The following is a 14,429-nucleotide window of genomic DNA, read 5'->3' as shown; positions in this document are numbered from 1 at the left end:
GGCCAAACAAATAATTATTTTGATGGTCCATGTAAGATATGTCGTAAAATGATGGATTATTATCATGATAAGACAGATAGTTCAAGCTTAGGGAAATAGCTTTATTATTTTTCAGTTTGGCTTGAAAATAAACATTACCTCCAATATGCTTCCAGTGATTGATTTCTGAATTTGTGATTATAAGATTGGTGTCGTTAGCTCCAATTCTAAACTTTGTCTTATTTAATGCAGACATTGACCACTTATTATCAAAAGCTGAAATTGACCCACCAATAGAGGTGGTATCATTAATTTGGTAATCTATGCCGAAGCGTAAGTTATGATTTCGCTGGATAGGGTTCCTCTCGCTATGGGTAGATATCAAAAAGTCGTTGCCATCGAAAGTGTTTCTCCGGGAATTAAATGATAACTGATTCTGGTTGATTCGGGATATAGAATATGATAAATACATCCCTAGTTTGTTTATTTTATAGTTAACATCTCCATTAAAGTTATATACGCTCCCCTTGCCATATCCAACCTGACCTTCTACGGAACCATTAAGACCGTTTGCCTTTGATCTGGCCATTATAATATTGATGATTCCAGCATTCCCTTCTGCGTCCATAGCGGCTGAAGGATTTGTTATCAGTTCTATTTTATCAATTTTGGACGCATTAATGCCAGAGAGCAGTTGCAGCAGAGCTTCATTAGGAATATAGGTTCTTTTACCGTTGATCATCACTATTGAACCTTCTTTTCCTTTCAGAGAGATAGTGCTATTTTGCCGGTTAATTATAACATTAGGCAATCGTTCCAGGGCTTCCAATGCTGATGCACCTGCAGCCGTGGCACTATTTTTTAGATTCATTACAAGCTTCCCCTCACTTTGTTCTATTGTTTTTTGATTGGCTTTAACTGTAACGGCTTTGAGGTCTTGACCGGCTGGCGAAAGTATGAAATCACCCATATTCAAGTGAGATTCCGAACCGCTCACTTCAAATACTCCTGAGTATGAAGGTTTATAACCAATGAAAGAAATTTTTAGAAAGTATTTTCCAACAGATAATTTTTCAATTTCAAACATACCAGACGAATCTGTAATTAATGCTTTTATTTCCTTTTCCGGAGAAAGATTCATGACTTTGATAGTAGCCCTGTTAAGCGGCGTTGAATCCGAGCTTAATATTTTTCCAGTAATTTTTACTTGTGCATCACTATGTACAACATTAAAAAGCAAAAAAATTATAAGTAGAAAAAAGGGGGTGAAATATTTCATTTTCATGTATCATGTTATAGTTATTCTTAATTATATATGGCTTCTAGTTGTTTTCCCTGTATTACTAAATGCTAATCCAATTTTATTACTAGCCGACCAGTCATTCCGCTTTTTAAAGTTGATTGACAAGCATAGACTTCGTTGGCAGATTCAGTGTTTTTATTTTCCCCTTGCAGAAATTCATCCCCTTCTTCAATCTGTATGTGACATTTTTTACATATCCCAGCTCCGCCACAAAGACTTTGAATATCTATATTATTGTCAAAGGCTATATCTAAAATTGTCAGGTTGGCCTTAACATTATTTATGATTAGTTTCTGTTCATTTCCTAGTCTGAATACGAGCTGATACATCTGCTCTATTTTGATTTAATGTTTAAATTGTTGCATACAATAGCCTCATCAATGAATATAGAAATCCCATATTTTTACTTTTGGAATATTGCTAGATTATTTACTGGCCACCAAAATAAGTAACTTAATTCAAATTAGCGTTCTTATGACGCTAAGTTAACGTTATAATAATCATAAGTGCAAAAACTTTTTAAAATAACTGTCGATTGTTTGGTATTCGCATATGATAATCGTACAAACGAGCTGAAGTTGCTATTAATCAAACGCAATAATGAACCTTGCAAGGGACAGTGGGCACTACCAGGGGGCTTTGTAAAAAGAACTGAGGAATTTGTAGATACTGCGCTAAGAAAATTAGGTGAAGAGACCGGAGCCAAAAACATATTTCTGGAACAACTTAATGGGTATGGGCTTACTGACCCATCCCCGCAAAACCGTATTGTTTCCATTGCTTTTTATGCTTTAATTAAACTAGATGACTTTGCTCCTTCTGACACAAATAACCATCAGTATAAATGGGCGCATATTAAAAGCATTCCTGCTTTGCCATTTGATCATACCCGCAAAGTGAATGATGCAATACAAAGAATTAAGGAACGGGCTCATGTTAAACCAGTTGTTTTTAATTTATTGCCTGGTAAGTTTTCATTAAATCAACTTCAAAATATTTATGAAGAAATTTTTGATTTAAGTCTGGATAACAGAAATTTTAGAAGAAAAGCAAAGAGTTTGGAATATTTGGAGCCTTTAGATGAATTTGAAAACAATGTTTCCAGACGCCCGGGGAGGTTATACACATTTAATGAAAGCAAGTTCAAGGAAGTAACCGACAATTTATTCATTCTGTAAACTGGAATCTGTATCGGCAATGCCATCAAAGTTTAATTATTTGCTGAGTAAAGGATTCGTCCTGTATCAGTCGGTGCAAGTAAAAGAACTGAGAATCTGACTTAGGCATTGATGCCTGATATTGTTTAAAACTGCAAATGGGTTACTTATTTGCATTTAAACATGCCAAATGAAAATATGGATTTTCTTATTTGCATTGCGAGTATTAATTACTGCCACCGTGGCCCCTATCTCAGTATGATAGGATACCAGTTATAAAGTAAGAAGATCGCAGATGAAGGATAATGATTCCCGGTTTTGAAACCAGGAGCATAATAGCTACGACGTCGGAGACTTCGTAGAGCGGATGGCCGTTTTAGAAAATGATTTAAAGTAAGAGCTGGCACAGTCTTTTCAACTGCATAAAAACCACTTTATGGCAGACAATTCAAACAAAAAGAAAGCAGACGGCAAACGTATAAGGCAACAACCTCATGAACAGGCTTATCAGCGTAAGTAAGTGATTGGAAAGTCCGGAACGAAAGCGAAAACAACAAGTAAAAGTGATACAAAGTCGGGTAAGTGATGGGGGTAATTCATGAAAACGTTCATCAAAAAATTGCAAAGCAGGGGAAGCAAATCCACAATGCCAGAGAAGGTGTCACCCATGCTTTGCACGCTGATCAAAGAACCGCCAAATGATCCGGCATTTCTTTACGAAATAAAATGGGACGGATACCGAATCATTTCTTATGTCAATGTCCCATAAGGTGAGATTAGATTCGCGTGGGGCAAAAAAATATACATCAAAATACCCCTCCCATTGTTTCTGCATTAAAAGAGCTGAATCATAAAGTTGTTCTGGATGGAGAAGTGGTTGTCTTCAATAAGGAAGGGATACCGGATTTTGATGTTTATGGCAAAGAAGAAATTCCTTCTACCAGAAATATTTTAGAATAACTGAGTATGCCGAATAATAATTGTCCCCAACCGATTTAGTTACGGGATCGTAATCGAGTTCAAAAGAAGAAACAATCTTGAGTACCTGACAATACAACAATTAGTTGATCTGTATTTTTTTTCCAAGACTTCGAGTTGTATTCTAACATGTTTTCTTCCTGAAGACATTCACAATTGGCTTGGCCATAACCACCATCCTTAGCCTCAATGTCGGCTTGTACACATTTAATTCGTTCGCGAAGCGCCTATAAAAGGTAGCTAGGCAATCGGTGCGTTTCCTATTAATCATGCTATATTTATCGAATGAGCGAGTGTAGGAAATATTATCTTGCGCTATTATAGGCTTAGGTAAATTATTAGATTGCAGGAGACCTCCCAATACAATGACAAAGAACTGCTCTTGCAGGTAGCTAGCGGCGATGAATCAGCCTTTAAGCAGCTATTCTTGCGTTGGAACCAGTTGTTGACGGGTTATGTCCTTCGTATAACTGAATCCAGGGAATTAACGGAAGAAATTGTGCAGGATGCTTTTTTGAAGATCTGGATGACCAGGGAAACGTTGGCTGAAATAGACAACTTTAAACATTACTTATTGGTAGTGAGTCGAAACCAGGCTTTTGACGTGCTAAAAAAACAATTGAGAGAGAAAGAACGCCACCGGCTCTGGCAACAGGAAAACAAACCTGAACTGTACATTGCCGAAAAAGATTCTACAGTAGCGGAGCTTTCCCTTGTTGACCAGGCCATCAGTAGCCTGCCACCTCGCAGAAAGGAAGTGTATCTGCTAAGTCGCCATGAGCGGCTCTCATATCAGCAAATCGCCGACCAACTGGGCATATCCAGGGAATCCGTCAAGACCCATCTGAAATTGGCTTCTGAATCAATCACCAGTTTCATTCGGTCTCATTTAACCGAAATTACTTTTCTATTAATGGCCTTGTCTAAAAATTTTTTTTAAGCCTGTTCCCCCTTTTTCGTGATTTTAAAGTCTGTCTTAAGTGACGATTGTTAAATCGTTATTTTATCAACCATTGCCAATTATGAATCCTGAACAGCAACGATTGCAATATTTGTTTTCAAAATATTTCGAAAAAACAGCCAGTGAGGATGAAAGAACCGAACTGGCGAACCTGGTTAATGTTGAATCCAGCAAGGAACAGGTTATGCGTCTTTTTTCGTCGGCGTGGGAGCAATATCAAGGTGACGGTGTGGTCATGTCTGCGGAAAAAACAAATGAAATGTTGCAAAATATTCTCTTCTCTCATCTCCACTCAGAACAAGCCAAAAATGTTTCTCCGGTTCACAAAATGTTTTCATTAAGGAGAGTGGCCGTTGCCGCCTCAATAATGTTGATGCTGGGCATTGGATCATACTTTGTTTTCTTCTATAAACCATCAAAACAAACTGAACTTGCCGATACCAAATCAACTAATGACGTAAAAGCCCCTGATAAAAATCGGGCAATGATCACCCTGTCAAACGGCAAACATGTGTTGCTGGATAGCCTGGTTAGTGGAACACTTGCGACACAGGGAAACGTAAGTGTGCAAAAGACGGCTGATGAGCAGATCATTTATGAAGGATCTGCTACTGAAGTAGTGTATAATACATTGTTTAACCCGAGAGGAAGTAAAGTAGTATCACTTACTTTGAGTGACGGCACAAAAGTATGGCTGAATAATCAGAGCTCCATCCGCTATCCCGTCGCCTTCGTTGGAAATGAAAGAAGAATAGAGATAACTGGTGAAGCATATTTTGAAGTTGAAAAAAATGCAAACATGCCGTTTAGAGTAAAGATTAACGGGGCTACAGAAGTTGAAGTATTGGGAACGCATTTTAATATCAACGCTTATCCGGACGAAGCAAGTATCAATACCACATTATTAGAAGGGTCGGTAAAAGTAACCGCTACCAACAAAATGCAAATCTTAAGCCCGGGGCAACAGGCACAGGCAAGCGCAAACAATATCAGCCTGATTAAGGATGCGGATGTAGAGCAGGCTATCGCGTGGAAGAATGGATTATTTTCTTTTACCGATGCTGATTTGCCAGCCGTAATGCGTCAATTAGCCAGATGGTACGACCTGGATGTAAAATATGAAGGAACCATTCCTGAGAGAGAATTTAACGGGAAAATTGGTAATACTCTTACACTCAACCAGGTATTGCGCATACTTACGAAAACCCGTGTGAACTATAGGATAGAAAGCGGAAATAAAATAACAATTATACCTTAAAGAAAATGAAATCACTACAATAAAAAACAAACTAAACCATATAGCAAATTATGGCTACAACGATATCAGTAAAATGAAAATCACGGCACTCATCCTTGTAGTTATGTCCATTTAGTCAAAAAGAAGCTTCAACCAAAACGATTGTAATTATGAAACTGACAAAGGGTTCTCTTCCTGCTACAGCTCTCTGCATAATAATAAAGCTATGGCTCAAACATCAACGTATCCTAGCTGGCCCGATGCTACATTGATAGCTCTCCTTTCCTTTGAGAAAACAAGAACGTAAATTTTTAAGACAAAAAAGATAGAATAACCGAAAAGAAAAACCGGGAGTAAAATTTGGCAATCTTCCCCGGCTTTCATTCAGGTTAAAATGATGTACAGTCGTGTGACTGCTTATTAATAACCCAAACGATGCAAATGTATGAATTTTAAGATGCTTTGCACTCCTGCTCTTTATGCCCGATGGCCAAAGAGAGGGATGCTAATTAAACTGGTGTTAGCGATGAAACTAACGACGATTTTTCTTCTTGCCACAGCACTCCAGGTAGCCGCAAAAGGTACGGCTCAAACGCTTACGTATTCCGGCAAGTCCGTTGCTTTACAAAAGGTTTTTGCGGTCATTGAACAACAAACTAGCTATGTAATTTTTTATGACAAAAAAGATTTAAAAGGTCTTAAATCTATTTCAGTAAATTTTAAAGAGACCCCGCTTCAAACCGTTCTTGTAGAAATTCTTCATGAGCAGTCTCTTGAATTTGAAATAACCGGCAATACCATTGTAATAACAAAAAAAATCGTAGAGGTAAACGCGGATATCCCACCGCCACCCATTACCGGAACGATACGAGATTCCACAGGTACGCCATTACGAGGCGCAGTTATTCTAATAAAAGGCACGCAAAAAGGCACGGCGACGAATGACAAAGGAGAATTTTCAATTGATGTCAAACCCGGTGATGTACTTGTCATTTCTTATGTGGGATTTCAAAACAGGGAAATTGTCGTTGATTCACAATCGAACTTGGAAATCAGGATGATTCCGTTTAACCGTTCAATGGAAGACATAACTATGGTGGCTGTTGGTTATGGAAAACAAAAGAGAGAATTCCTGACTGCATCTGTGAGCACAGTGTCCGGCACCGAATTGGTAAAGGCACCCGTATCCAATCTAAGCACGGCATTGAAAGGGCAACTCTCAGGACTAGTGGCAATGCAGACTAATGGAAAGCCCGGTGCTGATGGATCTGTGCTTACGATCAGGGGCATTGGTACTTATACCGGCCAAACCGCACCGCTGATTATGGTGGATGGTATTGCCAGGGATGCGTCTGACGACATCGACCTCAACGAAGTGGCTTCCATCAGCATATTAAAAGATGCCTCTGCAACAGCCGTTTATGGAGTACGCGGCGCAAATGGTGTTATTTTGATCACTACTAAACGTGGAAAGCTGGGAACTCCGTCTATCAATTTTACCTCGCAGACAGCTGTTTCCTCTTTTACAAATTTCCCATCATTTGCCAATTCGTATGATTATGCAACTGTTATTAACGAAAGGGCTATGCAGGAATACTGGATCAAACACGCAAAAGATCCCGATATACATACCTGGGATGATTTTGTTGCCAAGCGTGATGCTAACTGGAGAAATGACGGGTCGCTGAATTTTACAGACAATGATTTAAAATATTTTCAAAATGCCCATACACCCACATTGGCTAATGGGCAACGCAATCCATGGTACGACCCTTATTTTCACCCTAGTACGGACTGGGTAGACAAGTTGTTTAAGAAATACACGCCTACAACCCAGGCCAATGTGAATGTAAGTGGCGGCACCGCATTTATGAAATATTTTGTATCGCTTGGTTACCTGAATCAGCGGGGACTTTTTGAGACTGATTATATGGCCTTCCCTGATAAGATGGACTTTTCTAAGAAACGCTATAACCTGCGTGGGAACTTTGATTTCGATGTTACAAAAGATTTCAAAATGTCTGTAAACCTGGGGACGCAGTTCGTCACCCTTAGCGGTATGGACAATGATGGATCTATGTGGAATACGAGAATATTATGGGCATTTCCCATGAGCTCCCCTGGCATGATCGATGGTAAATATGTACTGCCTTATTGGGCCAACGGTTATGATCTATACAACCCCATGTATGCTATAGAAAGAAATAATTACTGGAATATTACCAATAACAGTACCTTAAACTCATCCGTGAATGCGGAGTATAAACTGGACAAAGTGACGCCAGGCCTTTCCATAAAACTGTTAGGCTCTTACGATAGTTATTTTGCCAGCAGAAGCTATGGGAGATTCTCACCGGTGTCATATTCAATAAGACCCAATCCCAACGGTGACCCGCTAGATCCGGTGTTCACACAACTTACTGATGCAACACCGCCGCAGATTTGGGCTGACTTCAACCTTGGTAGATGGCGCAAACTATATACGGAAGCATCTATCAATTACAATCGCACCTTCGGAGGCAAACATTCCTTATCTGCAATGGTATTGGGCATGAGGGAAAAAAAATATGACCCCTGGCTTCAGTACGGTTTACCACACGCATATGAAGGGGTCACGGCAAGGGTCAATTATAATTATAATGGCAAATACATTGTTGAATATGATATGGGATACAATGGCTCAGAGAACTTCCCGGAAGGTCAGCGATTCGGTTACTTCCCCTCTTATTCCGGAGCGTGGGTGTTAAGCAATGAATCTTTTTTCCCTGTAAACAGAGTCGTAAACTTTGTAAAACTGCGTGCTTCTTATGGAGAGGTCGGCAACGATAATATAGGAGGCGCTCGTTACCTGTATCTGCCTAATACCTGGAGGGGTAATGGCGGTTATACATTCGGTACCTTGAATAACCAACAAACGATCAATGGTTATAGCGAAGCGGTACTTGGAAACCCAAATGTAACCTGGGAGGTATCCAGGGAAATGAACCTGGCGGCAGACTTTCGTTTCTTTAAAAGCAAGTTGTCCGTTACTTATGAATATTACAGGAACAATCGTTCAAATATTCTTTCTTACAAAGGAACCGTCCCTGCGTTCGTGCAGGCCAACCTGCCGCCGTACAACCTGGGAAGAGTAACAAGTTGGGGACATAATTTCGAGTTTAGCTATAACGACAAGATAGGAGCTTTTAATTTTTACCTGCATGGCAACGCCGCTATCCAGAGGAATAGAATATTGTTTCAGGACGAAGCCATCGTTCCCGGGATGGAATACCAGGCGACAACAGGGCGCCCGGTGGGACAGCAGCTATTGTTAAAAGCCAGCGGCTTGTATACCTCGTGGTCACAGCTATATGCCATTGACAACAATGGAAATCCTATTCTGTCGCAGCCTGTGCTTGCGTCGAGCAACGGAAAACCATACACCAATACAGCCGGTGATCCTGTATATGTAAAAGACCTGGGATACGGTGGCAGGCCATTGCAACCTGGTGATGTTCGCCTGGAAGATATAAACGGCGATGGTGTAATCAATGAAAAAGACAGGATGAGAACGGGTCGTACCGTCAACCCGGAATACAATTTTGGCCTTACAGCCGGAGGCAGTTACAAAGGCTTTGATGTGTCTGTTTTGTTTGCTGGCATCGCTGGCGTTGCAAGAGGCGGTTTAGGGCAATATCATATTGATAAGCAACAGGCAATTTTTTCTGTTGACCTTGCACGGTTTACCATAGACAGGTATAATGCAGGGGAAAAGATCTATTTCCCCATGGCGGCTTATGATAAAAATGCCGCGGCTACCGGGCCTAATAATGCGGGTAATACTTTCTTCTTGATCAATACTTCTTATATCAGGTTGCAAAACCTTGCGGTGGGGTACACGTTTAGCAACGCCTTTATGAAAAGAATAGGGATCAAGTCGGCGAGGCTCTATGTCAGCGGCGATAATCTTTATACATGGTCGCCCGCAAAAATATGGGGAGATCCGGAGAATCTTGGGAATATCGGTTACCCTCTTTACAAAACGTATAACACAGGCGTCAATATCAATTTTTAATGGCTGATAAATATTGTTCGGACAGATGAAACCAATTTCAATATTATTTACAGGATTGTTTTTTATAGGGCTGTTTGCGGTAAGCTGCAAGAAAGATTTCCTGGAAAAGCCGCAGGCCGGCACATTTACCGTAGATACGGTATTTAATACTAAGCTGAATGCGCAAGGTGCAGTAGCCCAAATGTACAATTTGTGTATCCCGTCCGGGTTTCCCCAAAATACCAACTGGGATATGACAAGACCCGATATGGTAACGGATGAACTGTATATGATCCATCCGGAGTATGACTGGATGGTGAATGTTGCCGCTTATGTTACGGGTACTCAAACAGTAGATGGAACTATCGACAGGGGAGGATTTGGGAGCCATTATCTTGGCATCAGGCAGGCCAACCTGGTACTGAAAAATATAGATGAAGTGACAGATGCCGATGCTGCCTGGAAAGCGCAGGTGAAAGGGCAGGCCTTGTTCTGCCGGGCTATGCAGCATTTTGAATTATTCCGTCAGTATGGAGGTATTCCGCTGATTGTGGAACCTCTGGACGGGGAGCAAAAACTGGACATCCGTAGAAGTTCGGTAGCCACTACGGTAGACAGCATTGTAAGTTGGTGCAATCAGGCAGCGGCCTTATTGCCGGCAACCTGGGGCGGCCCAGATTACGGCAGGGCAACGAGCCTTGCTGCAAAGGCTTTAAAGGCAAGGGTGCTTTTGTTTGCAGCAAGCCCTTTGTATAATACACCGTCTACCATGCAGGCCGCTGTTAATGGTGCACGTTTTGGAAATGCTCATGATACCGTGCTCGCCTATCCCAGTTATGATAAAGAGCGCTGGCTCACAGCCGCCAAAGCGGCTAAGGACGTTATTGATGCTGCACCAACTTCCAGCGCCGCGTTGTACTATACAGGTAAGGCGGAAACTACTCCAAATGATGACTCTTACTCCGGTTTGGGCGATTATGAAGCTGTTTCCAACGTTTATGCCAATTCGGAATTGATATTAGTTAATACCAGGAGTATGGATGCAGGTAGCTGGGGCGGTTGGTATTGGGGCCAGTGGATGACTTCCAAAGTAAGACATGGGCAGTGGGCTTTTAAGAATAATGTACCTGTTGAATTTATACAGCAGTATGAAAAGCGGGACGGCACAAAATGGACTTTGCCATTGACAAGCACTGGGGATGATTTTCCGACATGGATCCGTGCGCAAAACCTCGATCCGCGTTTCTACCAGACTACTGCATACGATGGCATGTGGTACAATAGCCAACGTGGCGTATTGGCCTACTACCTCGGTGATGGCGGACAATATCCTACTACTGATTTTGGACGAAGCGATGTGGGTGAAGACGGCTATGCTTTGGAAACATATAAGTTCGTAGCCCGCATAGACAACTTCAATGATAAGAATTTTGCATGGCCTGTTTTTCGGCTGGCCGAATTTTATTTAAGCTATGCTGAAGCGCTGAACGAATACCAGGGACCGCAGGGTGATGCTACAATTTATCTTAATAAAATTCGGCAAAGGGCGGGTATGCCTGACAAGAATCTTTCTTCACCGGACGATTTCAGGAACGCTGTTCAAAACGAAAGAACAATAGAGTTTGCATATGAAGGTTTTCGCCTTAATGATCTTCAACGCTGGTTGAAAGCATATGATGTATTGAATGGAACATTACATGGTATTCAAACGAAAGCCAATGCCACATCGGGCACCCTGAAAAGAAATTGGAGAGTGGTTGATTTCATGAGGCGTACGTTTTTAAAGAGATACTATTACACGCCCTTCCCCAGTTCCCAGATCAGCATTAACTATTTAGGCGATGGAAAAGAGTGGAACGGACAGAATCCGGGATGGTAAGTCATAAGAAATAAAAAAAATAGAAATGAAAAAGCATCATAAGATATTATTGTTTTTGTCAATCATACTGTGCAGTTGCATTGCTTCCAGGGCGCAGTCAACAATTGTCATTAATCCAAAGCCATCATCAGGCGGTGATATGCAAGTTGTCGATACAATGGTGGATCTTGGTTTTAAAAGGGAGCGGCAATGGCGAAGCACCGGAGCTACTTATACGCTTTCGGGTAACGAGCTCACCAAAATGTTTACCGGTAACTTATTGAATACGCTTCAGGGGAGGATACCGGGTCTCACAGTTGTTACAGGCTCAGGAGAACCGGGATATGACTTTCCTACCCTTTATGTACGCGGGCAAACGAGCTGGAATATCGGCGGCAACCAATTGGTTATTTTACTGGATGGTTTCCGCGTTGAATTAAATGCTTTAAGTGCGTTTTCACCTTACGAGATAGAATCGGTGACATTGCTAAAGGATGCATCTGCTACTGCTATGTTTGGTTTACAGGGCGGCGCAGGAGTTTTGAGTATCCGCACAAGAAAAGGGAAAATAGCGTCTAAAAATGAAGTTGTATTCAGTGCAAAATATGGCATTTCAAGCCCGGTGCAACTACCGCGGGTAATGGTTGCTTATGATTACACGACATTATATAACCAGGCACTGGTAAACGATGGATTTTCACCAAAATATCCCAATCCTGATTTATACAAGGCAGTCAACGATCCCTTTCATCCAAATGTGGACTGGTACAAAGAACTATTAAATAATACATCCTATATCCAGAACTACAATCTATTGTTCAGAGGAGGTAATCAAACCGCCAGGTATTTCGTAATGCTGGATTATATGAACAATAATGGTTTGTACAAAAATGCCAGGGCAATTAATAAAGACTTTGGCACAAACGCTACTTATCACAAATTCAATCTCCGGGCCAATGCCGATATTGACTTAACTAAAACCCTTCTGGTGTCGGCAAATGTTTCCGGCATTATTGAAGACCGTAACACTCCTTCCGGTTTCCCTGCCTGGCAGTTGTTTAATAACCTGATGACTATTCCTGCTGCAGCTTTTCCGATAAAGAACCCCAATGGCACCTGGGGCAACAGCTCCGTATATAATTTCAATCCGGTGGAGCTACTACAGCAAGGTGGTATCTACAGGGCCCACACAAGAACATTGCAGACGGGTGTTATGTTAAGACAAAAACTCGATATTATAACACCAGGGTTGAATCTTACCGGAGGTCTGTCATTCAATAATCAGTATGGAGGATACTATTCTACATCTTATTCTGTAAGAAGCTATGAAATTGTAAAGAATGCACAGGATATGCCGGTGAGGGATGCAGACAGCAACATTGTTTACAGAACTATTGGCAATGATGCGCCGCTCTCAACCGGTGATGGCGGAACTTCGCACTGGAATCGCAATACACTCGAGTTGGGGTTTGATTATAACCGCTCTTTTGGTAAACACACATTTTCAGGAACCTTACTGGGAAGAAGAGAAAGCTATCTTCACGATGGGCAATACTATCCCGTGCGTGTACAAGGATTGTCTACTGATGTAACGTATGATTATGCGCAAAAATATATTGTTGATATTAGTGGCGCTTACATGGGGTCTGCTGATTTTGCGGCTGGAAATAGATACGGTTTTTTTCCTGCGGTTGGTATTGGATGGGTGGCATCCAACGAACACTTTTTGAAAGGCAACAAGGTGGTTGACTATTTAAAATTCAGGGCATCCTATGGTTCTGGAGGCAATATCAATGAAGGTTTTCGTTTCCTGTATGAAGAACAGGCCGGCGGCGCCAACGGATGGATTGTTGGAAGCAATAACTCGTTTCAAGGCGGTATGGCGACCTCGCAACTTGCAAACCCGAATGCTACCTGGGAATTAAAAAAAAGTTTCAATCTTGGTTTTGATATCCGTCTTTGGAAAACATTGTCTGCCTCAGTTGATGTATTCAGCGAAAAGCGTACGGGCATTTATGAAATTCCTTCTGCCAGTGTTCCTGCATTCACCGGATTTAATTTACCCTGGGTAAACAGTGGTGTGGTGCGCAACAAGGGCTTTGAAGCAGTGCTAAATTATGACAACAAAGCAGGTGACTTTAAATACCATATTTCCGGGTCTGCTGCATTTGCAAGAAATAAAATTATTGATAGATCAGAGACGGCACAACCTTTTGATCGGCTTTATACAAAAGGCTTTGCTATCAACCAGGAGAAAGGTTTGGCCTTTGACGGCTTTTATCAGCAATCAGATTTTGATGCCAATGGCAATTTAAAGGCAGGTGTGCCTGCATCATCTTTTGCCAATATAAAGCCGGGTGACTTGAAATATAAAGACCTGGATGGCAATGGGATTATCAATTGGTATGATATGCAAGCGTTCGGGTACAGCAATGTGCCGGAAATCACCCTTGGCTTAAACATAGGATTCGCCTGGGAAGGATTTGATCTTAGTGCATTCACACAAGGTGTGCTGCACCGAACAGTCAACCTGCTTGCAGGGGCATACAACTACACGCACCCATTCGTAAACAACAATAACATAACCGTCTTCTCCAACAATAGCTGGACGCCTGCAACTGCCGCAACGGCGACAACGCCAAGGCTTTCTACACTCAGCAATCCTAATAACGATCAGTCTTCCGATTTCTGGTTGCGTAGTGGTGATTTTATCAAACTCCGTAGTCTCGAGCTGGGATATACTTTTTCGAAGAAAGGATTTTTACAAAAAATCGGTTCGATAAGGTTGTTTGCCAATGGAACTAATCTATTTGTCTTTAACAAGATCGATGGCCTGGAACCGGAGAATCTTTCGATGAACTATCCGTTGACCAAAGTGGTGAATTTCGGATTCAATATAAAATTTTAGATACACTATACAATT

At 41.4% G+C, this 14,429-nt stretch carries 9 protein-coding genes; 7 read left to right on the top strand and 2 right to left on the bottom strand.

Features of this window, described 5'->3' with window-relative positions:
- Both P2W73_RS25315 and P2W73_RS25310 read right to left on the bottom strand, forming a co-directional pair.
- A partial coding sequence (locus P2W73_RS25315) for a TonB-dependent receptor (protein WP_276504903.1) occupies nucleotides 1-1,264 on the bottom strand: 1,264 nt, incomplete at its 3' end.
- 65 nt (nucleotides 1,265-1,329) lie between these two features.
- The gene (locus tag P2W73_RS25310) at nucleotides 1,330-1,611 is read right to left on the bottom strand and encodes a 2Fe-2S iron-sulfur cluster-binding protein (RefSeq protein ID WP_276504902.1); all 282 of its coding nucleotides are present in this window, start codon (nucleotides 1,609-1,611) and stop codon (nucleotides 1,330-1,332) included.
- A gap of 177 nt (nucleotides 1,612-1,788) precedes the next feature.
- On the opposite strand from P2W73_RS25310, the gene P2W73_RS25305 reads away from it, so the two are divergent.
- The 7 genes from P2W73_RS25305 (at nucleotide 1,789) to P2W73_RS25275 (ending at nucleotide 14,414) form a co-directional block, all read left to right on the top strand.
- Complete coding sequence (locus P2W73_RS25305; RefSeq protein WP_276504901.1) at nucleotides 1,789-2,460, top strand: NUDIX hydrolase; 672 nt, start codon at nucleotides 1,789-1,791, stop codon at nucleotides 2,458-2,460.
- A 765-nt stretch (nucleotides 2,461-3,225) separates the two neighbouring features.
- The gene (locus tag P2W73_RS25300; protein WP_276504900.1) at nucleotides 3,226-3,399 is read left to right on the top strand and encodes a hypothetical protein; all 174 of its coding nucleotides are present in this window, start codon (nucleotides 3,226-3,228) and stop codon (nucleotides 3,397-3,399) included.
- A 361-nt stretch (nucleotides 3,400-3,760) separates the two neighbouring features.
- On the top strand, nucleotides 3,761-4,357 hold the full coding sequence (locus P2W73_RS25295; protein ID WP_276504899.1) for an RNA polymerase sigma factor: 597 nt from the start codon (nucleotides 3,761-3,763) through the stop codon (nucleotides 4,355-4,357).
- A gap of 82 nt (nucleotides 4,358-4,439) precedes the next feature.
- Nucleotides 4,440-5,636: a FecR family protein gene (locus tag P2W73_RS25290; RefSeq protein ID WP_276504898.1), complete on the top strand. Its 1,197-nt coding sequence runs from the start codon at nucleotides 4,440-4,442 to the stop codon at nucleotides 5,634-5,636.
- A 505-nt stretch (nucleotides 5,637-6,141) separates the two neighbouring features.
- Complete coding sequence (locus tag P2W73_RS25285; protein WP_276504897.1) at nucleotides 6,142-9,669, top strand: TonB-dependent receptor; 3,528 nt, start codon at nucleotides 6,142-6,144, stop codon at nucleotides 9,667-9,669.
- A gap of 25 nt (nucleotides 9,670-9,694) precedes the next feature.
- Entirely contained in the window at nucleotides 9,695-11,527 is a 1,833-nt protein-coding gene (locus P2W73_RS25280) for a RagB/SusD family nutrient uptake outer membrane protein (protein WP_276504896.1), read from the top strand.
- Between the two features lie 25 nt (nucleotides 11,528-11,552).
- A complete protein-coding gene (locus tag P2W73_RS25275) occupies nucleotides 11,553-14,414 on the top strand; it encodes a SusC/RagA family TonB-linked outer membrane protein (protein ID WP_276504895.1) in 2,862 nt (953 codons plus the stop codon).
- The last annotated feature ends 15 nt before the right edge of the window (nucleotides 14,415-14,429 follow it).

It is taken from the genome of Terrimonas pollutisoli (assembly GCF_029360765.1).
GTDB classification, from domain to species: Bacteria; Bacteroidota; Bacteroidia; order Chitinophagales; family Chitinophagaceae; genus Terrimonas_B; species Terrimonas_B pollutisoli.
Note: the sequence above shows the minus strand (reverse complement) of the source record. Positions and strands in the feature narration are given on the sequence as shown.

Bases quoted from the DNA above. Each gene is read 5' to 3' on its own strand.
- P2W73_RS25310 (WP_276504902.1), bottom strand. From the start codon at position 1,611: ATGTATCAGCTCGTATTCAGACTAGGAAATGAACAGAAACTAATCATA.
- P2W73_RS25290 (WP_276504898.1), top strand. From the start codon at position 4,440: ATGAATCCTGAACAGCAACGATTGCAATATTTGTTTTCAAAATATTTC.
- P2W73_RS25285 (WP_276504897.1), top strand. From the start codon at position 6,142: ATGAAACTAACGACGATTTTTCTTCTTGCCACAGCACTCCAGGTAGCC.
- P2W73_RS25280 (WP_276504896.1), top strand. From the start codon at position 9,695: ATGAAACCAATTTCAATATTATTTACAGGATTGTTTTTTATAGGGCTG.
- P2W73_RS25275 (WP_276504895.1), top strand. From the start codon at position 11,553: ATGAAAAAGCATCATAAGATATTATTGTTTTTGTCAATCATACTGTGC.